The organism is Streptococcus mitis (assembly GCF_003942965.1).
Classification (GTDB): domain Bacteria; phylum Bacillota; class Bacilli; order Lactobacillales; family Streptococcaceae; genus Streptococcus; species Streptococcus mitis_BH.
Map to the genome: position 1 here is coordinate 94,185 of NZ_RJOG01000005.1, position 22,264 is coordinate 116,448.

Sequence of the window (22,264 nt, forward strand, 5' to 3'; positions counted from 1 at the left end):
TTTTAATTCGTTTTTGAACTAGTTGCTTTCGTTGACGAAGATGTCTCCGACGAACTGCTTGTAGTTGAATTTGATGTGCTTGAACTTGGTGCTACTGGTTTTGTAGTGACCTTCATTGTCGTATCAAATGGAGTAATCACCGCTGGTAAGACAACACCATTACGATCGATTGCCTGCAAAGGTACTGAACCACTGTAGTTACCTGTTATGCGTTCGCTGGTTGGTAAAAGCGCAATAATCCGATCGATTTTAGCTAGTGTTTCTTGGTCAGTTGTGACAGAAACTCGTTCGTTTGACACAGTTACACTATCAATTTGTAGCTTGGGATCAATCTGGCTTTGGTCAACTTGTGGCACAACAATCATCCCATCTCGTTTAACCTTCTTCCCAACTTTCACTGTAATCTTTTGAGGCGTTGCCACAGCAGTCAATCCACTTGGAAGATTTTCAATATTCAAGGGAACTTCAATTGTTCCAATACTGGCATCCGTCAAATCAGCAGTTACCTTAAACTTACGAGTGCTCTCCTGCATTTCGCTGGCCAAGGTCACACGATTAGCTCCGGTTAATACCACTGAAACTTCTGATGCAAATCCGCTAATGAAATACTGTTCATTATCATAATGGATATCGATAGGAACGTTCGTTATCGTATTGGTGTAGGTTTCTGATTTGACCTGCCTTGCGGTATTGCTATTTTGAAAGTTGGTTGACGTTGCATAGATGAATAAGATACAAGCAAAAAAGAGAGATGAAATGATGTATAGACTATTTTTTCTCATATTTCCAACCTCCTAACAAACGGTCCTTGAAACTGACTTTTTCCTCAACGGCTGGCAAAAGAATTGCTCGTAGCTCTGCTTCAAATTCTTCAATCGTCAAGTCGTGCTTGAAAACACCGTTATAGGTAATAGAAATGCCACCTGTTTCCTCTGAGACGATGAAGGTCAAGGCATCGGATACTTCTGACAAACCGATAGCCGCCCGGTGTCTGGTCCCAAATTCCTTGGAAATCCCTGTGCTTTCTGTCAAGGGCAGATAGGCAGAGGTGACTGCAATCCGATTTTCTCTGATAATCACAGCACCATCGTGTAGGGGAGTGTTGGGGATAAAGATATTAATAAGGAGTTCAGCTGAAATATTGGCATCCAAAGGAATCCCTGTCGCAATGTATTCTTGCAAGGTCCGAACTCGTTGGATGGCAACCAGAGCACCAATCTTACGAGGACTCATATATTCAACCGACTTGACAAAGGAACGAATCATTTGCTCTTCTGCACTAATTTGAGCAGTAGAAAAGAAATCTGTCGCCCTTCCCAAACGTTCCAAACCAGTCCGAATCTCTGGAGAGAAGATAACAACCGCAGCAATAACCCCATAGGTGATAATCTGATTAATCAACCAAGAAATCGTTGTTAAACCAAGGATATTGGCCACAACCTGGGCTAATACAAAGATCACGACCCCACGCACCAAAATCATAATCTTGGTGCCAGCTATCGCTTTTGTAAAACGATATAAAATATAGGCCACAATCAAAATATCAAACACATTGATGGCAATACTCCAAGGACTAGAAAACAAGCTAGTCCAATATTGCAGATTGGATAATTGTTGAAAGTTCATCTGCTGTCTCCTCTCTGTCCAAACACGTTCCTTTCTATTATACCATTTTTCTGGCATTTTTTTCTTTCTTTGCATAGCTATTCTACAACGTTTAATAAACTCTATTTAGCTTTCAATATTTAAAAGGTTTATGCCATGTTCCTCTGAAACTGATGCTTTTTTTAACCGATAGATTTAAACTTTTTCCTATAATTTAAAACATAGTAAAACACCCCAAATGTTAGTTTTCTATCTAACTTTTGGGGTGCATGTTAAAATTAAATCTAAGCTCTCTTTTGAAGTAAGTACATGACAAAGATAGAGGTTACAATCAACCAGGATCCTAAGATTGCAAAAACCAGCATCCCATTGTGAGTTAGTAATCCAATTGCCCCTAGAACAAATGGAGTCGTAAAGGCTCCAAAACTACAGCCTAAAACCGCAAATGAGGTTGCTTGGTTGAGGAGTTTAGCTGGAATTCTTTCAGAGACAAGTTGAAAGACCGTCGTCAAGGCTACACTGTAGGCAAAACCAGCAAGAATGCTTCCTGCCACTACCACCCACAAGGATGGAGACAGGGCAATCACGATTTGCCCTAAGCCGAAGGTAATACCAGACCAGAGGAGCAGTTTCTCTTTAAAGATAGAAATCAAGAAAGAAAAACTCACACCAGCCACAATCCCAATCAACTGCATGACACTAAGAACAAAACTAGATAACTGGGCATCTCCAAGTCCTCTTTCCACCATCAAACTTGGAATACGGATGGTAATAGCCGTATTGGTACAAACTACAACTGCTGCTTCAATAGCTAGGATAAAAATCAAGCCTTTCATTTCCCGAGTTAAGCGACTTGCTTCCTTCTCCTTTTTCTTGACTTCTTTCTTTTTCTTTCCATAAGGGACAAAGAGCAGATAAAGGGTTAGCACCAAAAATCCAGCACTATAGGCTAGGAAGGTAGCTGTCCAACCAAAAGCTAACAACTGGCCGACTGCTAAGGTAATGAGAGAAGCTCCAACGACTTCTGCAGAACCGCGTAGACCTAGCATCTGAATTCGCGTTTTTCCTTGATAACGTTCACTGATAATCGAAATAGCCTTGGCATTGATCATCCCAACACCCAAACCAAAAAGAATCCGTGTTCCAAAAACAAAGGGGTAGGCTTGATACCAAAAGGGAGCTGTTCCACTCAGTGATAAAATCAGCAAGCCCAAACTGATCTGTAAACGCTCAGGAAATATTTTTTCTAAGAAACCATTTAGCAGTAACATGATCATAATTCCAAAGGATGGTAAGCTCGCCAAGAGCTCAATTTGTTCCTTAGGATAACCTTGATAATAGTCAAACATGGCTGGCAGGGCACTCGAGATGGAAAAGGACGTAATCAAAACGAGGGAGAGGGCCAAAATACTGGCCCGTTCTAAAAATTGTTTCATGAAATCTCTTTCTATATTTCTCTTAATCTTCTACTTTTTTGATAGTTATCAAACAAGCAAGAAAAGAAGAAGCCTCTTTGGTGTACAGACTCCTTCTTAAACTAGAAAATGAATCCCTTGTGTCTTAGGATGATTTTCTCTTGATTTGCTTGATAAAGTAGAAGATAAATCCTACCACCATATAGGCAACAAAGATAATCAGACACCACTTGAACACGATATCCCAACCCTTGTTTACATTCAAAAAGAAGTAAGGGAAAGGATTATCCTTGGCATTTGGAATATTGAGTTTTAAGACCAAGCCATTAAAAAGAGCAAAAATCATATAAAGCAAGGGTAAAATCGTCCACACAACTGGATCCCAGATTTTGTATTGTCCCTGTTTATCAAAAAAGAGGGTATCTGCTAAAAACCAAAGGGGAACGATATAGTGGCAAAGGAAATTTTCTAGAGTATAGAAATTAGTCGCAATGGGCGCCAAGAGAAAATGATAAATCACACAGGTAATCATGATACTCATGGTGACCCCACCTTTTAAGCGCAAGAGACTTGACCTTTGCCAATTTTCACCTAAACGGCTCATAACCTTTAGGAGATAGAGCGTAAAAATCGCTACTAAGAGGTTGGACAGAACCGTATAATAGAGCAACATCCCAAATCCACCATGCTTGGCGATTTCAAGATAAACTCCCGTAAAAGCCGCTAGAAACAAGAAGATACGGCTATAAAATACAAGTTTGTAATTCTTTGACATGCTTAAATTTTCTTCACAAACTCTGATTTGAGTTTCATGGCACCAAAGCCATCAATTTTACAATCGATATTATGGTCGCCTTCTACGATACGGATATTTTTCACGCGCGTCCCTTGTTTCAAATCTTTTGGCGCACCTTTTACTTTTAAGTCCTTGATGAGAGTTACTGTATCACCGTCAGCCAATTTATTTCCGTTGACATCGATAGCAACAAGGCCCTCTTCTACATCTGCAACTTCAGCAGGATTCCACTCATGAGCACACTCTGGGCAAACCAGTAGGGCACCGTCTTCGTAGACATACTCTGAGTTACATTTTGGGCAATTTGGTAAGTTGTTCATGGTTTCTCCTTATCATCATTCACTATTCTTTGAAAATCAAAATTTCTCGAACAGCAACTATTATACCTTAAAATCAGCATTTTGACAAATATAGAAAAAAACCGATATCAATCTATCGGCTTTTCTACATCTACATTCTTTTTTTAGCTTCTGCTTTGATTTTTTCAACTACTTCCTGAATGTTCAAGCCAGTTGTATCAAGATAGACAGCGTCCTCTGCTTGTTTGAGAGGCGAAGTCTCACGATGACTATCCTTGTAGTCACGCGCAGCAATTTCCTCTTTTAGGGTTTCAAGGTCTGTCTCAATTCCCTTGGCGATATTTTCCTTATAACGACGTTCTGCTCTTTCATCAACAGAAGCTACTAGGAAAATCTTCAGTTCTGCTTGTGGTAATACAACCGTTCCAATATCACGACCATCCATGACAATCCCACCTTGCTGGGCAATCTCTTGTTGGAGAGAAACTAGTTTCTCACGTACTTCAGGAATTGCCGCAATGGCTGAAACATGATTGGTCACTTCATTTTCACGAATAGGATGGGTAATATCCACATCTCCTACAAAGACAAGCTGTTCCCCAGTTTCTGAACGCCCAAAACTAATTGGATGCTGGTCCAACAAGGCTAGAAGTGCTTCAACTTCTTCCACTCCTAACTGGTTCTTGAGGGCCATATAGGTCGCTGCACGATACATAGCACCTGTATCTAGATAGGTGTAACCAAAATCCTTGGCAATGATCTTTGCGACCGTACTCTTACCGCTAGATGCCGGTCCATCAATTGCAATTTGAATTGTTTTCATGATTAGCTCCTATCTAGTCTTAATCACATCACCAGGATCAGCAAACCAAGATCCTGTAGCCATATGACTAGGATTCAAGGCTTCTAACTGAGCAATAGAGATACCAGCACGAGCTGCAATGGCTGCTTCTCCTTCTCCTGCTAAAACTTTAATTGTTCCTTCTGGATTCGTAGTTTCCTCTGAACTGCTGGAAGTAGACTCAGGTTCTGAACTCTGTTCAGATTGAGAACTAGTATTTGATGAAGTCTGAACTACATTTGTATCAGAATCATGAAAATCTTTCAAGGCTGTTGTACGGTTACTACCGCCCGATGAAAGATAAATAAGAACAATAATCATCGCAACTATAATCACAAAGAAAACACTTGCTAAAATAGTCAAGATACGATTAGCCAGCACTCCTCCACCTTGTTCTCTNTTGCGGCGTTGTGTTCTTGTTTCTTCTTGATTCTCATAAATATCTTCTTGCCACGGTTCTTTTGCCATACCTTACTCCTTGTTTTTTTTTACTTTTCTTATTACAATATAAATATGAAAATCACACTTATACCTGAACGTTGCATTGCCTGTGGGCTTTGCCAAACTTATTCTGATTTATTTGATTACCACGATAATGGAATCGTGCGTTTTTACGATGACCCTGACCAACTAGAAAAAGAAATCTCTCCTAGTCAGGACGTCGTAGAAGCTGTTAGAAACTGTCCGACACGTGCCTTGATTAAAGATTAACTCTAATATCGACAAGAACGTTCCACTCCTTCTAGTTTAGCATATTTCCATGCAAAATTATAGTCTTTTCTCTTTATTTTTTTCTGTAAAATCAGGAAGGTCACTTTTTTCTTTGACGAGATAAAGTGGTCTTTTTTTAGTCTCTAGATAAATCTTACTGATATACTTGCCGAGAATCCCAATGGTCAAGAGTTGAATCCCACCAAGGAAGAGAATAACAGCCATCAGAGAGGTCCAACCTGATGTCGGATTGCCCAAAATGAGGGTCCGAACCACAACAAAAAAGGTCATTAGTAGAGAAATAAAACAAGATAGGAGACCTGCCACAAAGGCTATAATCAAGGGAAAATCTGAAAAGTTAACAATCCCTTCAATAGAGTAGAAAAAGAGTTGCCTAAAACTCCAACTGGTCTTGCCTGCCTGCCTTTCGACATTTGGATAGTCCAAATAGTGGGTTTTAAAACCCACCCAGGCAAAGAGTCCCTTTGAAAAACGATTGGACTCGGTCAAAGCTAAAATGGCATCCACTACAGATCTTCTCATCATGCGAAAATCACGGACACCTGACGGCAAGGCTACTGGACTAATTTTTTTCATGAAGCCATAAAAGAGATCAGCACAGAAACTGCGAAAGAAGGGTTCTCCCTCCCGACTAGTTCTCCGTGTTCCAACACAGTCCAGATCTGCATTCTGGTCTAGTAAGGCTTTCATCTCAATCAACATACTAGGAGGATCTTGGAGGTCTGCATCCATCACCACCACTAGATCTCCTGTCGCATATTGCAAGCCTGCATAGAGAGCTGCTTCTTTGCCGAAATTTCGCGAGAAAGAAATATAATGAACTGCCGAATTTTGCTCCCGATAGGTCTTTAAGAGTTCCAAAGTCCCATCACTTGATCCATCGTCGACAAAGACATACTCGATTTCTGTTTCCAAATCTGGAAGTAAAGCTTCCAAAGCCTGATAAAAAAGAGGAAGTACTTCCTCTTCGTTTAAACAGGGGACAATGATTGACATCACCATCTTAGTCTTCAAATCCATTTGGATGCTTGCTTTGCCAACGCCATGCGTCTTCACACATTTGGGTGATTCCTAACTCTGCTGCCCAGCCGAGCTCTGCTTTGGCTTTTGCAGGATCTGAATAACAGGCTGCAATATCCCCTGGGCGACGGTCGACAATGCGATAAGGAATTGGTCGTCCCACTGCTTTTTCCATATTTTGGATAATTTCAAGAACTGAGTAGCCTTTACCTGTTCCAAGGTTATAAACGTTTAGGCCTGAACCTTTTTGGATTTTTTTCAGAGCTGCGACGTGACCTTTAGCCAAATCGACAACATGGATATAGTCACGAACACCAGTTCCGTCTTCCGTATCGTAATCGTCTCCAAACACTTGCACTTGCTCTAATTTTCCAACGGCTACTTGAGTCACATATGGCAAGAGATTGTTTGGAATACCGTTTGGATTTTCTCCCAAATCACCACTCTCATGGGCTCCGATTGGGTTGAAATAACGAAGTAAGACCACATTCCATTCTGAGTCTGCCTTGTAGATATCTGTCAAAATTTCCTCAAGCATAAGCTTAGTGCGGCCATATGGATTGGTCACTGAAAGTGGAAAATCTTCCAAGATTGGCACTGTATGAGGATCGCCATAAACTGTCGCAGAAGAACTGAAAATAATGTTTTTACAGTTGTTTTCTTCCATGACCTTCAAAAGACTAACAGTTCCAGCGATATTGTTGTCATAGTAGGCAAGAGGAATACGGGTAGATTCACCGACAGCCTTCAAGCCAGCAAAGTGAATGACCCCTGTTGGTTCTTCTTGCTTGAAAATATCTCTGAGAGTATCCGTATCACGGATATCTGCCTCATAGAAAGGCACTTCAACTCCTGTGATTCTTTCAACAACTTCTAAGCTTTTACGGTTGCTGTTGACAAGATTATCCACCACAACAACCTGATGACCTGCTTGGATTAACTCAATAACAGTGTGGGTTCCGATAAAACCGGCACCACCCGTTACCAAAATCTTTTCTTGCATATTTTTTCCTCGATTCTCGGATTATTTTTCTTATTTTACCATTTTTGATAGGGAATGTCATTTGCCATCCTAGGGAGTGGGCTAAAATTTCGGTAAAATTTTATTCACTTTTTACTCGTTTGACATAGTTTTCAATTGGGTAGTTTACTGGGTCCAAGGTCAATTCCTTGCCTTGGATAAGTTGGGCTAGATGGTAACCAATGATAGGACCAGTTGTGAGGCCTGATGAACCTAGACCACTAGCCGCATAGACACCTTCTAAATCAGGTACCTGTCCAAAGAAAGGTGAGAAATCACTTGTATAGGCACGAATTCCTACACGTTCACCAGATGATTTCGCTTCTGCCAAGGTTGGATAGTGAGGCAAGGCTGCCTCCTCCATTTGCTGGAGCAAGGTTTCATCCACCATCAAATCAAATTCCATATCATTTTCATGGGTAGCGCCTAGGGACAATTCCCCACCTGCAAAAGGAATCAAATCCCACTCCCCTTCTGGCATAACAACAGGGTAAGCTTCCATGTCTTGGCCAAGCTGATAATCTCGGAGCTGTCCTTTCTGAGGACGGACATCCACAGCATAACCCAAGGGTTCTAACAAGTCCCCCAACCAAGCTCCCGTCGCCAAAATAACCTGATCAAATACCTCTTCACCAATCTGGTAACCTGATTCTAAAGGTGTCAGACTCACTTTTTCTTTGACCAACTTGACGTGACTGGCTTCCAGCAAACGAGTGACCAAAAGCTGACCATCTACTCTCGCTCCACCAGAAGCATAGAGCAAGTGATCAAATCCCTGCAAACCAGGGAATAATTCGTTAGCTGATTCTTGGTCCAGAATGGCTAATTGCCCTATCAAGGGAGATTCTTCTCTACGCTGGAGGGCTAGTTGATAGAGTTCTTCCAACTTAGTTTCATCCTTTTTCAGGAGAAAGACTCCCGAACGCTGGTAAAAGTCGATTTCTTGTCCTGACTTTTCTAAATCAGCTAATAAATCCACATAAAAGTCAGCCCCCAAGCGCGCCATCTTGTACCAGGCTTTATTGCGGCGTTTGGAAAACCAAGGACTGATAATTCCTGCTGCGGCCTTGGTAGCTTGACCTTGTCCATGGTCAAAAACGGTCACCTCTAGGTCACTTTCTTTAGAGAGGTAGTAGGCAGCTGTTGCTCCCACAATTCCTGCTCCGATGATGGCAACTTTTTTCATTGTTTTCACTTTCTAACTAGATATGGTGGAAAGGATTGGTCGATGCTTGACTAGGTACAATATCGATTGTCCAGCCTTTTTCCTCTTTCCATTGATTAAGAAACTCTGCAATTTTTTCCACAAAAAGCACTTCAATATAGTGACCCGGGTCCAATGCCAGTAACCCATCAGACAACATATCCTGGGCAGTGTGGTAGTAAATATCACCAGTGATATAGACATCCGCTCCTTTAGCTAAAGCATCCTTATAGAAAGACTGCCCGCTTCCACCACAGATGGCCACTCTTGAAATAGGCTTCTGCAAGTCATTCTCTTGATAATGCACCATTCGAAGGCTATCTAGACCAAAGACTTGCTTGACATGTTGGGCCAATTCCCCAAATGTCTGAGGCTGAACATTTCCAATACGTCCAATTCCACGTTCAGGACCAGTTTCCTGCAGATAGGTAGTTTCCTCGATACCTAGCATCTGACAGAACCAATCATTGAGGCCATTTTCAACGATGTCAATATTGGTATGGCTGACATAAACTGCGATGTCATGCTTTATCAGATCGATATAAATCTGATTTTGCGGACGACTAGCTACCAAATCCTTGATGGGACGGAAAATCGGCGCGTGCTTGACAATGATCAAATCCACACCCTTTTCAATAGCCTCAACTACCGTCTCTTCACGTATATCAAGGGCAACCATAACCCTTTGAATCTCCTTGTCTAGAGTACCGATTTGGAGGCCACGACTATCACCTTCTATGGAAAATTCCTGAGGACAAAAGGCTTCATATGCGTTAATTACTTCACTTGCTAACATGGAGCACCTCCTTGATGGCTTGAATCTTATCTACTAGAACTTGACGTTCTTCCAAATTTTTTTCAGGGATTTGTCCAAGGGCGGACTCTAGCTTAGCAGCTTCTTTTTGCCATTTTTGAACAAAGACTGGGCTGACTTCTTTGGACAAAAAAGGACCAAAGCGGACATCGCTGGCAGATAGCTTCATTTGTCCTGCTTCCACCACCAAAATCTCGTAAAACTTGCCAGCTTCTTCTAGAATGCTTTCTGTCACAATCTGAAAGCCATTGTCTTGCAACCAAATACGCAAGTCGTCTTCACGATTATTAGGCTGGAGGATTAAACGCTCTACATTAGCTAGCTTGTCCAAGCCTTCTTCTAAAATCCTAGTAATCAAACGACCACCCATACCTGCAATGGTGATGACCGACACTTGGTCAGGCTCTTCAAAGGCTGCCAAGCCATTGGCTAAACGAACCTGGATTTTCTCCTTTAGGCCGTGCGCCTCAACATTTTTAACCGCGGACTGGTAGGGACCTTCCACCACCTCACCTGCAATGGCACTTTTGATTTGTCCTCTTTCGACCAAGTCGATAGGCAGATAAGCATGGTCACTCCCCACATCTAGTAAAATGGCACCCTGTGGCACAAAGGAAGCCACTAGTTCTAATCTCTTTGAAATCATTTTCTCTCACTTTCCAAAACTATATTATTTCTTATTATACCACATTTCAGCTAGCAATCTTGCACCTAAAAAAACCGCAATCCACAGATTGCAGCCTTTCTTTATTTTCTGGATTGATAGCGACTAGTCAGGATGAAAATCACGGTAAAGACCAACATCATGACACCATAAACAGGTAATGTTTGTCCTGTTAAGGTTGAAATTTCAAGCAGTTTTTGAATTCTTGGGAAGAGAGCTGTGGCTAGGAAGCCTCCTACTGACCAAACAATCAAGAGGACACGCCATAGGGTAAATGGCATGCAGGCTCTAAATACGGATAAGAAACCAATTGACCCCAAGAGATAATAGAGTAGAGTTGAGATTTCTAACTCAGACCAACCTTGGCTACTTCCAAATATTTTCACAAACAGGACACTGAACACAACCATGAGAGCACTTGGTAGAGCACGAAGCATGGATCTCCTGAGGAAATTTGGCTGAACAGGTTTGATATTTCGCTCAAAAGTCAGAACGAATGGTGGGAAACCTTCCACGAACTGGTCAATCATGGTAATCTGGATTGGAATGAAGGGGAAAATCAAGATCCATTCAGATCGTCCCAGAAGAGCACTGGCAATACAGATGACTGCGAGCAAGAAAGAATAGATGGTCTTTATCAAGAAAATCGGGGCGATGTGGGCAATGTTATTGACCACCCGACGACCTTCAAAGAGAATTTCAGGAACATCATTAAAGTCTGAGTTCAAGAGAACCAGATTGGCAATCTGCCGTGTTGCCGGGTCTCCCTCAGCCATCACGATGGAACAATCTGCCTCACGAAGAGCCAAGATATCATTAACACCGTCCCCTGTCATAGCTGTTGTATGCCCTGCTTTTTTCAGCGTTTGGATGATGAGTTTCTTTTGATGAGGGGAAACACGTCCGAAAATCGCAGTCTCCTCCGCCATAGCAACCAATTCCTCATCCGTAATTTTCGAGCAATCGACATAGCTGTGGTAGTCCGCAAAACCAGCCTTCTGGGCAATGCTGGATACCGTAACTGGATTGTCACCAGATATAATCTTGAGGCCCACTTCCTGAGAACGGAGATAGTCTAGTGTCTCTGCTGCTCCTTCTCGTATCGGGTCCAAGATCTCCAGCAAGGCTAGAGCCTGAATATCAGATGATTTCTGTGGTTTGTGGTGGTCTAATTTTTCCTGACTGAGGGCTAATACCAAGACACGTGACCCTCTCTCCAAAGCCTCTCTGGCTTCTGGGACCTCAGAATCCAGCAACATCTCAGGCGCCCCTAAGAAAACTGTCCCTAATTCTTCCAATTCCATAGCTCCCCACTTGCGGTCGCTTGAGAAAGGAAGGTTGGAAATCATAGGATAGGCAACCTGTCCTTGGAAACGCTGGCGAATAGCTTGAGCAGTTGGATTCTTATCCTCACTATGGGCCATATAGCTGGCCAAGATGCTAGCAAGCGCTGACTCTCCATACACTTCGGTCAAAGGAAGTACGGCCTCCACCTGCATCTTTCCTTGGGTGATGGTGCCCGTCTTGTCCAGACAGAGCATATCCACGCGCGCCAAGGTCTCAACAGAGTACATCTCCTGCACCAAGACCTTTTTCAAGCCCAACTTAATCACTGCAGTCAAGAGCGAAGTAATGGTCAAGAGGGCAATTCCCTTAGGCAACATTCCCAGTAGGGCTGTCGACGAATTTACAACGGATGACTTGAGAGGCAGGCCTTTTAAGATCAAGGCTTCTAGCAAGAGAGCTAGACCAAAAGGAATGATAATCTTCCCAGTAAAACCAGCCAACTTGTCCAGTGATTTCATGATACGAGAGTTGATTGGTTTAACGGTCTTGGCTTCCAGCATGAGTTTGGCAGCATAGTTGTCTGCACCGACATGGTGAACTTGAGCTAAAACTGACCCACTAGCTAGGAAACTTCCTGACAAAAGCAAGGCATCCACTTCCTTTTGCACCAAATCACTTTCCCCCGTCAACATGGCTTCATTAACCTCCGCAAAGCCTTCCAAAACCAAGGCATCACTGGGAATCTGCTCCCCAGCAGACAGACGAATCACATCTCCTAACACCAATTCTTCAGGATTCAGAGCCACTTCTTGGCCATCACGAATAGACTTGACCTTTTCCTTGGTCATGAGATTAAGCTTGTCCACCATATGTTTGGCGCGTAGCTCGGTCACAATTCCAGAAAAAGCGTTAAAGCAGATAACAGCAAAGAAGACCAGATTGCTCCAAGCCTGCACAAAGGCTAGTGCCAAAGCAATGGCAAAGTTCAAAGCATTAAAAAGGGTAAAGACATTTCGTTTAACGATTTGCCAAGTGCTGGTACTGGCCGAAGCAGTAAAATCATTGACCAAGCCCTTAGCCTGTCTTTCCTTGACTTCTCTTTGGGTTAATCCCATAATCTTATTTTTATCCATAAATTCTATCATATCATTTTTTCTAAAAGAATTCTAATCTCATCCCAAATATACACCTAGTCAAGGGAAAAGTTTGCCAGCCCTCCTTTGATAAGGTATAATAATAACAAGAAAAGAATCGAAGGAGATCGCATGTTTTATACTTATTTACGTGGATTGGTTGTCTTGCTCCTATGGTCCATCAATGGCAATGCCCACTATCATAATACTGATAAAATTCCTAATCAAGATGAAAATTATATTTTGGTTGCGCCTCATCGCACTTGGTGGGATCCTGTTTACATGGCCTTTGCGACCAAGCCAAAACAGTTCATCTTTATGGCCAAAAAAGAACTCTTTGCCAACCGTATCTTTGGCTGGTGGATCCGTATGTGTGGCGCCTTTCCTATCGATCGGGAAAATCCTAGCGCCTCAGCCATCAAATACCCTATCAATGTTCTCAAAAAAAGTGACCGCTCTCTCATCATGTTTCCAAGTGGGAGCCGTCACTCAAACGATGTCAAGGGTGGCGTAGCCTTGATTGCCAAAATGGCCAAGGTCCGTATCATGCCGGTTACCTATACAGGTCCTATGACCTTGAAGGGCCTGGTTAGCCGTGAGCGTGTTGATATGAACTTTGGAAATCCAATCGATATCTCAGATATCAAGAAAATGAATGATGAAGGCATTGAAACAGTCGCTAATCGTATCCAATCAGAATTTCAACGTCTAGACGACGAAACGAAACAATGGCATAATGATAAAAAACCAAACCCACTCTGGTGGCTTATCCGCATCCCTGCCCTCATCCTTGCCATTATCCTCGCTATCCTAACCATCATCTTTAGCTTTATCGCAAGCTTTGTATGGAATCCAGATAAAAAGAGAGAAAAACTTGGTTAAATAAATACAACAATCCCTTGGTAAAAGCCAAGGGATAAATCTTTTATTCGATTTTCCATTTTTGGGCCAACCAGCTGGAAAAAGCTAGGAATCGTTCAGTTACTTGTTCATGGTGTCCATAAGGATCAAAGACAAACTGACCGTTCGGATAGCATTTCTGAAGACTGGTATGGATCTGCTCAGCATAGGCTAGTGCTTGAGCCAAGCGATTAGTATGGTGTACTCCTTCTGTTTGACCATTCTGTAAATACAGCAAACAGTCTAGATTTTTCACTGTCTCTGCCTTGCAGTAAGCCACAAAATCAGGATACCAAAAGGAACCGCAGATCGAAAAGACACAGGAAACCTTGTCAAAGCTGAAAAGACTGTAAACTGCCACCAAGCCACCTAGTGAATAACCTCCGTAGGCAAGGCGAGTTTCGTCCAGGCGATAAAGCGAGTGCAACTTGTCTAAAAGACCTCCAAATAAATGATCATGATAGACGTTGGCCTGACCTCCAAAATCTGGAGCTCCATCTCTCAGAGCTGATGTTGCCCAGGGAGTGTAGTCATCTAGGCGATTTTTAGAGGTCAAGCCCACTAAAATCACAGATTCGGAAAGGGACGATAGGAAATCCAAGTTTCCATCATTCAATAAAATAGCCGGATAGGTTTGTTTGGGGTCGTAGTTAGAAGGAAGGCTGATTTTGACTTGAATTCCTTCCCAATCAAACTCATTATTTATTGATAAAGTCATTGATTTTCTCAAGGGAATCAATCACTGCTGGACCATAATCCATCAATTCATCGTAAGAGATAGTCATGATTTTTTGATTCTTAATAGCAGGAACGCTTTCCAAAACAGCATTTGCCTTCATCAACTCTACTGCTTTTTCATCCAATTTTTTATTGCGATCGCTGGTTACATAGATAATCAATTCAGGATCCATTGACACGAGATTTTCCAAGGTCAAGCCTGATGTCCCCGTAGCAACGTTTGTATAACCAAGTTGGTTCAGCAAACTTTCTTGCAAAGCAGACTTGTAGGCACCGAAGGTTTCATCATTATAAGCAACCATAATCAAAGCCTTTTTCTTTTCACCTTGACTTGCTGGATTTGCTTTCTTAACAGCGTCAATTTTAGTTTGTAATTGGGCTGCGTATTCATTAGCCTTGTCCTGAACATTAAAAATCATTCCCAGATTTTTGACATCTTCTACAATATTCCCCAAATCTTGCTGAATTGTTGAGAGAGAAGCTTTTTGAGTATAAACTGGGATTTTGTTTTCATTCCAAGTGCTAACTGTCCCCAAGGATTTTTCAGAAAACATCATGTTTCGACCCATCACAGCGTCTGGCTCATAAGAAAGGACTGTCTCTTGTGAGACTGTTTTTTTATCCCCAATTTGAGGAATCGTCGCAATCGCGTCCTTGTATTTGTCCGTCACAGCATTATCAGGGTTAAGCATGCCAACAATTTTATCCTTCAACCCCAACTCCAATAAGATTTCAGTGGTTGAAAGATTGTTTGTGATAACTTTTTCAGGTGCCTTGTCAAAGACTTGTTCGACTTCATTCCCTTTCGCGTCATAGGTTTTGACCGTTAACGGATAAGTCGTCTCTGCATTGGCCTTTTGAATTGTCTCTGTGCTAGACTGTGTGGTAGTTTTTTCTGTAGTAGTATTACCACAAGCTGCCATGGTTAGGGTAGCTACTGTTACCAGTAAAATGCTTAGTGTTTTTTTCATCTTGTTTTCCTTTTCATTCTTATAAATAGTGAATCATAGCTTGCTGATCCTCGGTCCAAGTAACCTGACTTTGAACTCCGTATACAGTTTGCAATGACTCAGAGGTGATGGTCTCCTTTGGAGTCCCTTGGTAAAGGATTTCCCCCTCTTTCATCAGATAGAGATAATCCGAATAGCGACAAGCAAGTTGAATATCATGTAGGACAGCTAGAACATTGACCTTGAGATTTTTCACAATGGCCAACAAGTCTAGCTGATACCTGATATCCAGGTGATTGGTTGGTTCGTCCAGGAGCAAGAGAGTCGGTTCTTGCGCCAAGGCGCGGGCTAGTAAGACTCGCTGTTTCTCTCCCCCTGATAAGGACGAATAGAGACGAGTTTTCTTCTCAAGCATATCCACCTTAACGAGGGCATCTTGAACGAGGGCATAATCCCTTTCCCTTTCCTTTTGTAGGAAAGAGAGGTGGGGAGTTCTTCCCAGCAAGACGAGTTCCTCAACTGTACAATCAAACTGCAGCTGGTTAAACTGGGTCACAACTGCCATTTGCTTGGCTGTTTCTTTGAGCGTCCATTGTTCCAGAGGCTTTCCATCTAGGCTTATCAATCCTTTGTCCGCCTTTTCCTGACGATAGAGGAGTTTAAGTAGACTGGTTTTCCCACTTCCATTTGGTCCTAATATCGTGTGAAATTGATTCCCTTCAACCTTAAGAGAGACTCCTTTGAGGATTTTTTTCTCTCCCAGTCCAAAATGGATATCCTGACAAATCAAGTCCATATCAGCCCCTCACCTCCCTTCGCCTACCTCCAACAATGTAGATAAAGAAGGGAGCACCTACTAAGGCTGTGAAAATACCAATAGGCAGCTCTGCGTTTGGGATGATGATACGAGAGAATACGTCTGCCCAGACCACAAAGAGGGCACCCAGCAAGGTTGCAACAGGAAAAAGCCTCTTGTAATTCGTTCCTACTAACCCTCGAGCTAAATGTGGAGTAATCAGACCGACAAATCCAATAATCCCACAGGTTGCCACTAAGACTGCTGTCAGCACAGCCACCATTGTCACATAAAGATACCAATAAAAGCGTAAAGGAATTCCCAAAGTTAAAGCAGCCTCATCTCCCATCATCATCGCATTGAAAACACGATACTGGGTAGCGAAAAATAGAAAGGCCATTCCCACTACTATAGTTGGCAGGACTAAGTCAGACCAGGTAGTCCCAGCGAGCGAACCCATTGTCCAAAACTTAATGGTCATCACACTGTCCGCATTAGCTCCAACTGAGATAATAAAGTTTGAAAAGGCCAGAAAGAGAGCGTTGACCACCGTTCCCGATAAAATCAGACTGGAAGTTGTCATCCTTCCCTGCATAGAGGCAATGATGAGGACAGCAATTGTTGCCAAAATAGCTCCAATAAAAGCTCCAAGGCTAATCATCACTTTTAAACCAAGAATGATGCTCAAGGTTGCTCCGAGAGTTGCACCCGCAGATATTCCTAAGACATAGGGCTCTGCGATGGGATTGTTCACTGTAGACTGCATCACACTACCACACATAGAAAGGCCTGCTCCTACTATCAGACCTAACAATACTCGAGGGAATCTCATATTCCATACAATGGCAAGAGTAGACTTGGAAACCTCTCCTATCTCAAGAGGAAATCCCAACCTGCTCAAAATAATCCGATAGGTATCTCCTAGATCAATCGCAACGGATCCCATTGAAACTGCTAGAAAGAGAGAAATCCCTAAAATACCTAGCAAAATAACTAAAAGTAACACAAATTGCTGATCTTGTCGGCTTCCAGAAAATTTGGAAAGCATGCAAACCTCCTTTGATAGAATCTTAAAAATTTAGAAAATTCTCATGAAAAAGTATACCATATTTTCAACAATGGAACAAGATGAGAACAAATGAATATAGTTGGTCTTACAGTGCTAATAATCGTAACCGAAGATTATACTTGAGTATATCGAGGTAAAGTGACAACATAAAAAGCCCTCTGAAAATCAGAGAGCTGATTTGAGCTCGGGCTAAAATCCTAGTGAAACAAAAAAATCTACACGGTCAGAAAAGTCTCTATCGTGCCATTTTCATACATGATGTATAGTCCAAGTAGAATGAATACTAAGGGCACAATGATTCGCTCGTATTTTTCAATTGTCTCGAATATTAACGGAATAGAGGATAACACCCGACTAAGCTCGCATAAGATAATTATGCCGATTACAAACACAAGCAACGCCACGAGGGTCTGTGACCAATCTAATGAAGCAAAATAAGGTATATAGATACCTAAATTATCTCCGCCAGACGCAATTGTCAGCAATGTAACTGTCCAAAACAGTTGATTTGCCTTGCTTTGTTCTAATCTTTCAATAATTTCTTCCTCTTCTTCCTCTTCTTCCTCACCTTCTCCAACAATTGCAAAGCGAATCCCTAAATAGATAGGGATTAAACCAAGCAATCCAACCATCCATTCTTCAGGCACGAAATTAACGACATAAGCAGCAACTAAACTCGCCCCTACAAGTAAGCCTGTGCCTAGATATTGCCCCGCATAAATATGCCATTTTTGTTTATTCTGTGATAGCTGTGCAAATAAAATAAATAAAATAATTAAATAATCGATACTGGTGGAAATATAAACACCAATAGCAGATATGATTGTCTGTCCCATAAAAAACCTCCTGTATTGGTCAGTAATAAATCAGCAGATTTTAGGAGAGCACAGACACATTAATTTAGCTATCGCTAGTGGGTAATGTCGAACATAGGAAAGCATTTTACTCCTCCTCAAAACGTAGTTACAAAGTAATTTCTAACTGGAATTCGGTGACTACTTCCATGTAAAGTATAACATACTATACTTTACTTCGTAAAGTGTGGGCTCTCCGAGGGGGCTTGCAGACAGCTACTCGGCTTGAAAAGCCGAGTAGCTACGCACCTTTATGGTGTAATTAGCTGATACCATTTGAGGTTTTTGTAGTCTCCAAAATTGTGACCGATAAAACCTCAATAAAAAAAACCTCTGAAAATCAGAAAGCTGATTTGAGCTCAGGCTAAAATCCTAGTGAAAAAGATGGAACTCCTTGTGTTCATCGAACACGGTGTCGTTTCCCTATTTTCATACGGATTTTTGACGCCCTTAGCATCATGATTCTTGCTGGATAAACCGTTTATAGACTAGGCGGTAAGCCGAAGATTGTACAAAATTTTTAGTGAAACAAAAAAATCTCCTCGAAGGGAGAATATCTAGTTTATTTTACCTTACAGTGCTAGGAACCGTAACCGAAGATTATACTTGAGTATATCGAGGTAAGGTAACAAAAGTAAAAAAGCTACCCAATTTAGAGTAGCTTCATTATCAAGATATGCTCAATTGAACACGGCCTAAGCACTTGGCAAAAAAGATAAAATCTCCTAGAAACTGAAGTTTCTTCGTCAATTTTCCTATTTTTGCTTTGTGCTTTTGACGGCCTTTGTATCTTGAATTAGCGACGAAGTCCTAGAGAGTTGATCAACTCACGGTAACGGTTAACGTCGTTTTTACGCAAGTATGCAAGCAAGTTACGACGGCGACCGATTTTTTTCATCAATCCACGGTAAGTAGCGTGGTCTTTTTTGTGTTGTTTGATGTGTTCGTTAAGGTGGTTGATTTCCCAAGTAAGGACAGCAACTTGAACCTCTACTGAACCTGTATCACCTTCGTGACGTGCATATTGTGCGATGATTTCATTTTTTTTCTCTTTTGAGATTGCCATGATGTTTCTCCTTTTTATTTGGCTTCATCCGAGTGACAGGTTGGCATGCCTGTAACCAAGAAGAAGTTATTTGTCTTTAAGACAATCCCTATTCTACCAATAACTAACTTCTTTGTCAACAGATTTACTTTCTTGTTTTAAATATGCTATAATAATCATAGCAAGAAATCTAAGTTGTCTGTTTTTTAAAACGAGGTGATTGACCATGCGTAAATTTTTCAAATATCTCCCCTACTATCTGGTCGTATTTTTCTTTTTTTGGCCATTTTACGAGTTGGTCTTGCGAGTCGTTTCTGACTCCCTTACACTCAAGGCACTCTATATAAACAATCTTCTTTTATATACACCTTTAGTAATCTTGATCGTATCGCTACTCTATAGCTACCGTTTCCGTTTCTCACTTTGGTGGTTACTTGGACTTGGGCTACTCTTTTGCTTTACCATCATACCACTTGGTGAATTTATCTGGTTTTACTTTTTTGCCTATGAAATCTTTGCCATAGTTGGTATGGCTGTCGGTGCGGCTATTAGGAATCTAGTGCAAAAACTGAAAAACAAAAAACTTTCACAAAATCCTTGAAAAATCTCGCAATCATGCTATAATAATGCATAGAGACAAGTCACTTAGAATCTTTCTTTTAGAGAGTGCGTGGTTGCTGGAAACGCATAGGAAGCCTAAACTGATACTACTCTTGAGTTTTTTATGAAAACATAAAACGGTGGCCACGTTAGAGCCAATCAGAGGTGTCCCTCTTTTTTGAGGAACATAAATGAAGGTGGAACCACGTTGCGACGTCCTTTTGAGGAGGTCGCTTTTTGTTTTTCTAGCTTTCACAGTCCTCTGTCCCTGTTTTCAGAATAGGGTTAACACATTCGTCAATAATATAAGTAAGGAGAACATCATGATTAACATTACTTTCCCAGATGGCGCTGTTCGTGAATTCGAATCTGGCGTTACAACTTTTGAAATTGCCCAATCTATCAGCAATTCCCTAGCTAAAAAGGCCTTGGCTGGTAAATTCAACGGCAAACTCATCGACACTACTCGTGCTATCACTGAAGATGGAAGCATTGAAATCGTGACACCTGATCACGAAGATGCCCTTCCAATTTTGCGTCACTCAGCCGCTCACTTGTTCGCCCAAGCAGCTCGTCGTCTTTTCCCAGACATTCACTTGGGAGTTGGTCCAGCAATCGAAGACGGCTTCTACTACGATACTGATAACACTGCTGGTCAAATCTCTAACGAAGACCTTCCTCGTATCGAAGAAGAAATGCAAAAAATCGTCAAAGAAAACTTCCCATCAATTCGTGAAGAAGTGACTAAAGACGAGGCACGTGAAATCTTCAAAAATGACCCTTACAAGTTGGAATTGATTGAAGAACACTCTGAAGACGAAGGTGGTTTGACTATCTATCGTCAGGGTGAATATGTAGACCTTTGCCGTGGCCCTCACGTCCCATCAACAGGTCGCATCCAAATCTTCCACCTTCTCCATGTAGCAGGTGCTTACTGGCGTGGAAATAGCGACAACGCTATGATGCAACGTATCTATGGTACAGCTTGGTTTGACAAGAAAGACTTGAAAAACTACCTTCAAATGCGCGAAGAAGCTAAGGAACGTGACCACCGTAAACTTGGTAAAGAGCTTGACCTCTTTATGATTTCACAAGAAGTGGGACAAGGTTTGCCATTCTGGTTGCCAAATGGTGCGACTATTCGTCGTGAGTTGGAACGCTACATCGTTGACAAAGAGCTAGCTTCAGGCTACCAACACGTCTACACTCCACCACTTGCTTCTGTTGAACTTTACAAGACTTCTGGTCACTGGGATCATTACCAAGAAGACATGTTCCCAACTATGGACATGGGTGACGGGGAAGAATTTGTCCTTCGTCCAATGAACTGTCCACACCACATCCAAGTCTTCAAACACCATGTTCACTCATACCGTGAGTTGCCAATCCGTATCGCCGAAATCGGTATGATGCACCGTTATGAAAAATCTGGTTCCCTCACTGGTCTTCAACGTGTACGTGAAATGTCACTCAACGACGGTCACCTCTTCGTTACTCCAGAACAAATCCAAGAAGAATTCCAACGTGCCCTTCAGTTGATTATCGATGTTTATGAAGACTTCAACTTGACTGAATACCGCTTCCGCCTCTCTCTTCGCGACCCTCAAGATACTCACAAGTACTTTGACAACGATGAGATGTGGGAAAATGCCCAAACCATGCTTCGTGCAGCCCTTGATGAAATGGGCGTGGACTACTTTGAAGCCGAAGGGGAAGCAGCCTTCTACGGGCCAAAATTGGATATTCAAGTTAAGACAGCCCTTGGAAAAGAAGAAACTCTTTCTACTATCCAGCTTGACTTCTTGCTTCCAGAACGCTTCGACCTCAAATACATCGGAGCTGACGGTGAGGAGCACCGTCCAGTTATGATCCACCGTGGAGTTATCTCAACTATGGAACGCTTCACAGCTATCTTGATTGAAAACTACAAGGGTGCCTTCCCAACATGGCTTGCACCACACCAAGTAACCCTCATCCCAGTATCTAACGAAAAACACGTGGACTACGCTTGGGAAGTGGCTAAGAAACTCCGTGACCGTGGTGTCCGTGCTGATGTCGATGAGCGCAATGAAAAAATGCAATTCAAGATCCGTGCGTCACAAACTAGCAAAATTCCTTACCAATTGATTGTTGGGGACAAGGAAATGGAAGACGGAACAGTCAACGTTCGCCGCTACGGCCAAAAAGAAACACAAACTGTCTCAGTTGTTGACTTTGTTCAAGCTATCCTAGCTGATATCGCCAACAAATCACGCGTTGAGAAATAAGAGATAAAACCTAGGATAGAATCCTAGCCACCTAAAAAGCAACAACTATTTCAGCTGTTGCTTTTTATATTTTTACTCAATGAAAATCAAAAAGCAAACTAGGAAGCTAGCCGCAAGCTGTACTTGAGTACGGTAAGGCGACGCTGACGTGGTTTGAATTTGATTTTCGAAGAGTATTATTTAATCCGAGCTAGTAGTGATTGACCAAACCACC

23 protein-coding genes and 1 pseudogene are annotated in these 22,264 nt (G+C 42.0%); 5 read left to right on the forward strand and 19 right to left on the reverse strand.

What is annotated here, in order from left to right; all coding sequences use genetic code 11:
* Positions 1–2 precede the first annotated feature (2 nt).
* From D8837_RS02595 to D8837_RS02625, 7 genes are all read right to left on the reverse strand, one after another.
* Positions 3–782, reverse strand: coding sequence for a YbbR-like domain-containing protein (locus D8837_RS02595; RefSeq protein WP_125456106.1), 780 nt, complete (start codon positions 780–782; stop codon positions 3–5).
* A complete protein-coding gene (gene cdaA / locus D8837_RS02600) occupies positions 769–1,626 on the reverse strand; it encodes a diadenylate cyclase CdaA (protein ID WP_125456107.1) in 858 nt (285 codons plus the stop codon). Before cdaA ends, D8837_RS02595 begins: the two co-directional genes overlap by 14 nt.
* A 263-nt stretch (positions 1,627–1,889) precedes the next feature.
* Positions 1,890–3,041 (reverse strand): MFS transporter, encoded by a 1,152-nt coding sequence (locus D8837_RS02605; protein WP_125456108.1) that lies wholly within the window; start codon positions 3,039–3,041, stop codon positions 1,890–1,892.
* Positions 3,042–3,165: 124 nt separating this feature from the next.
* On the reverse strand, positions 3,166–3,795 hold the full coding sequence (locus D8837_RS02610; protein WP_125456109.1) for a Pr6Pr family membrane protein: 630 nt from the start codon (positions 3,793–3,795) through the stop codon (positions 3,166–3,168).
* 2 nt (positions 3,796–3,797) lie between these two features.
* Positions 3,798–4,136 (reverse strand): zinc ribbon domain-containing protein YjdM, encoded by a 339-nt coding sequence (locus D8837_RS02615; RefSeq protein WP_125456110.1) that lies wholly within the window; start codon positions 4,134–4,136, stop codon positions 3,798–3,800.
* 130 nt (positions 4,137–4,266) lie between these two features.
* Positions 4,267–4,938 (reverse strand): (d)CMP kinase, encoded by a 672-nt coding sequence (gene cmk, locus D8837_RS02620; protein ID WP_125456111.1) that lies wholly within the window; start codon positions 4,936–4,938, stop codon positions 4,267–4,269.
* A gap of 9 nt (positions 4,939–4,947) precedes the next feature.
* Positions 4,948–5,424, reverse strand: coding sequence for an SAG1386/EF1546 family surface-associated protein (locus D8837_RS02625; RefSeq protein WP_125456112.1), 477 nt, complete (start codon positions 5,422–5,424; stop codon positions 4,948–4,950).
* Positions 5,425–5,469: 45 nt separating this feature from the next.
* On the opposite strand from D8837_RS02625, the gene D8837_RS02630 reads away from it, so the two are divergent.
* Complete coding sequence (locus D8837_RS02630) at positions 5,470–5,667, forward strand: ferredoxin (protein ID WP_161683526.1); 198 nt, start codon at positions 5,470–5,472, stop codon at positions 5,665–5,667.
* Between the two features lie 57 nt (positions 5,668–5,724).
* Here the strand turns inward: D8837_RS02630 and D8837_RS02635 are convergent, their stop codons facing one another.
* The 6 genes from D8837_RS02635 to D8837_RS02660 all read right to left on the reverse strand — a co-directional run bounded on the left by D8837_RS02635 (position 5,725) and on the right by D8837_RS02660 (position 12,831).
* Positions 5,725–6,690, reverse strand: coding sequence for a glycosyltransferase family 2 protein (locus D8837_RS02635; RefSeq protein ID WP_125456113.1), 966 nt, complete (start codon positions 6,688–6,690; stop codon positions 5,725–5,727).
* A gap of 1 nt (position 6,691) precedes the next feature.
* Positions 6,692–7,711 carry a UDP-glucose 4-epimerase GalE gene (gene galE / locus D8837_RS02640; RefSeq protein ID WP_061864403.1) on the reverse strand — a complete coding sequence of 340 codons (1,020 nt, stop codon included), beginning with the start codon at positions 7,709–7,711 and terminating at the stop codon, positions 6,692–6,694.
* A gap of 100 nt (positions 7,712–7,811) precedes the next feature.
* The gene (locus D8837_RS02645) at positions 7,812–8,915 is read right to left on the reverse strand and encodes an NAD(P)/FAD-dependent oxidoreductase (protein ID WP_185755646.1); all 1,104 of its coding nucleotides are present in this window, start codon (positions 8,913–8,915) and stop codon (positions 7,812–7,814) included.
* Positions 8,916–8,931: 16 nt separating this feature from the next.
* Positions 8,932–9,729, reverse strand: a complete 798-nt coding sequence (locus D8837_RS02650; RefSeq protein ID WP_125456115.1) for a Nif3-like dinuclear metal center hexameric protein — start codon at positions 9,727–9,729, stop codon at positions 8,932–8,934.
* On the reverse strand, positions 9,716–10,393 hold the full coding sequence (locus tag D8837_RS02655; RefSeq protein ID WP_125456116.1) for a tRNA (adenine(22)-N(1))-methyltransferase: 678 nt from the start codon (positions 10,391–10,393) through the stop codon (positions 9,716–9,718). The genes D8837_RS02650 and D8837_RS02655 overlap by 14 nt, the downstream gene beginning before the upstream one ends.
* A gap of 101 nt (positions 10,394–10,494) precedes the next feature.
* A complete protein-coding gene (locus tag D8837_RS02660) occupies positions 10,495–12,831 on the reverse strand; it encodes a cation-translocating P-type ATPase (RefSeq protein WP_125456127.1) in 2,337 nt (778 codons plus the stop codon).
* A gap of 132 nt (positions 12,832–12,963) precedes the next feature.
* Here D8837_RS02660 and D8837_RS02665 point away from each other — a divergent pair, with 132 nt between their 5' ends.
* On the forward strand, positions 12,964–13,713 hold the full coding sequence (locus D8837_RS02665) for a lysophospholipid acyltransferase family protein (protein WP_115904106.1): 750 nt from the start codon (positions 12,964–12,966) through the stop codon (positions 13,711–13,713).
* 43 nt (positions 13,714–13,756) lie between these two features.
* Here the strand turns inward: D8837_RS02665 and D8837_RS02670 are convergent, their stop codons facing one another.
* The 6 genes from D8837_RS02670 to rpsO all read right to left on the reverse strand — a co-directional run bounded on the left by D8837_RS02670 (position 13,757) and on the right by rpsO (position 19,204).
* On the reverse strand, positions 13,757–14,449 hold the full coding sequence (locus D8837_RS02670; RefSeq protein ID WP_115904104.1) for an alpha/beta hydrolase-fold protein: 693 nt from the start codon (positions 14,447–14,449) through the stop codon (positions 13,757–13,759).
* Positions 14,430–15,440 carry an ABC transporter substrate-binding protein gene (locus D8837_RS02675; RefSeq protein ID WP_125456117.1) on the reverse strand — a complete coding sequence of 337 codons (1,011 nt, stop codon included), beginning with the start codon at positions 15,438–15,440 and terminating at the stop codon, positions 14,430–14,432. The genes D8837_RS02670 and D8837_RS02675 overlap by 20 nt, the downstream gene beginning before the upstream one ends.
* Positions 15,441–15,459: 19 nt before the next feature.
* Positions 15,460–16,215, reverse strand: a complete 756-nt coding sequence (locus tag D8837_RS02680; RefSeq protein ID WP_125456118.1) for an ABC transporter ATP-binding protein — start codon at positions 16,213–16,215, stop codon at positions 15,460–15,462.
* Position 16,216: 1 nt separating this feature from the next.
* Positions 16,217–17,263: a FecCD family ABC transporter permease gene (locus D8837_RS02685; RefSeq protein ID WP_125456119.1), complete on the reverse strand. Its 1,047-nt coding sequence runs from the start codon at positions 17,261–17,263 to the stop codon at positions 16,217–16,219.
* A gap of 236 nt (positions 17,264–17,499) precedes the next feature.
* On the reverse strand, positions 17,500–18,120 hold the full coding sequence (locus D8837_RS02690; protein WP_020903630.1) for a CadD family cadmium resistance transporter: 621 nt from the start codon (positions 18,118–18,120) through the stop codon (positions 17,500–17,502).
* Positions 18,121–18,934: 814 nt separating this feature from the next.
* Positions 18,935–19,204, reverse strand: coding sequence for a 30S ribosomal protein S15 (gene rpsO / locus D8837_RS02695; RefSeq protein WP_001018251.1), 270 nt, complete (start codon positions 19,202–19,204; stop codon positions 18,935–18,937).
* 205 nt (positions 19,205–19,409) lie between these two features.
* Between rpsO and D8837_RS02700 the strand changes: the two genes are divergently transcribed.
* The 3 genes and pseudogenes from D8837_RS02700 (at position 19,410) to thrS (ending at position 22,050) form a co-directional block, all read left to right on the forward strand.
* Complete coding sequence (locus D8837_RS02700; protein WP_125456120.1) at positions 19,410–19,784, forward strand: hypothetical protein; 375 nt, start codon at positions 19,410–19,412, stop codon at positions 19,782–19,784.
* 73 nt (positions 19,785–19,857) lie between these two features.
* Positions 19,858–20,066, forward strand: a pseudogene (locus D8837_RS09810) (hypothetical protein).
* 40 nt (positions 20,067–20,106) lie between these two features.
* Positions 20,107–22,050, forward strand: coding sequence for a threonine--tRNA ligase (gene thrS, locus D8837_RS02710; protein ID WP_125456121.1), 1,944 nt, complete (start codon positions 20,107–20,109; stop codon positions 22,048–22,050).
* Positions 22,051–22,264 lie beyond the last annotated feature (214 nt).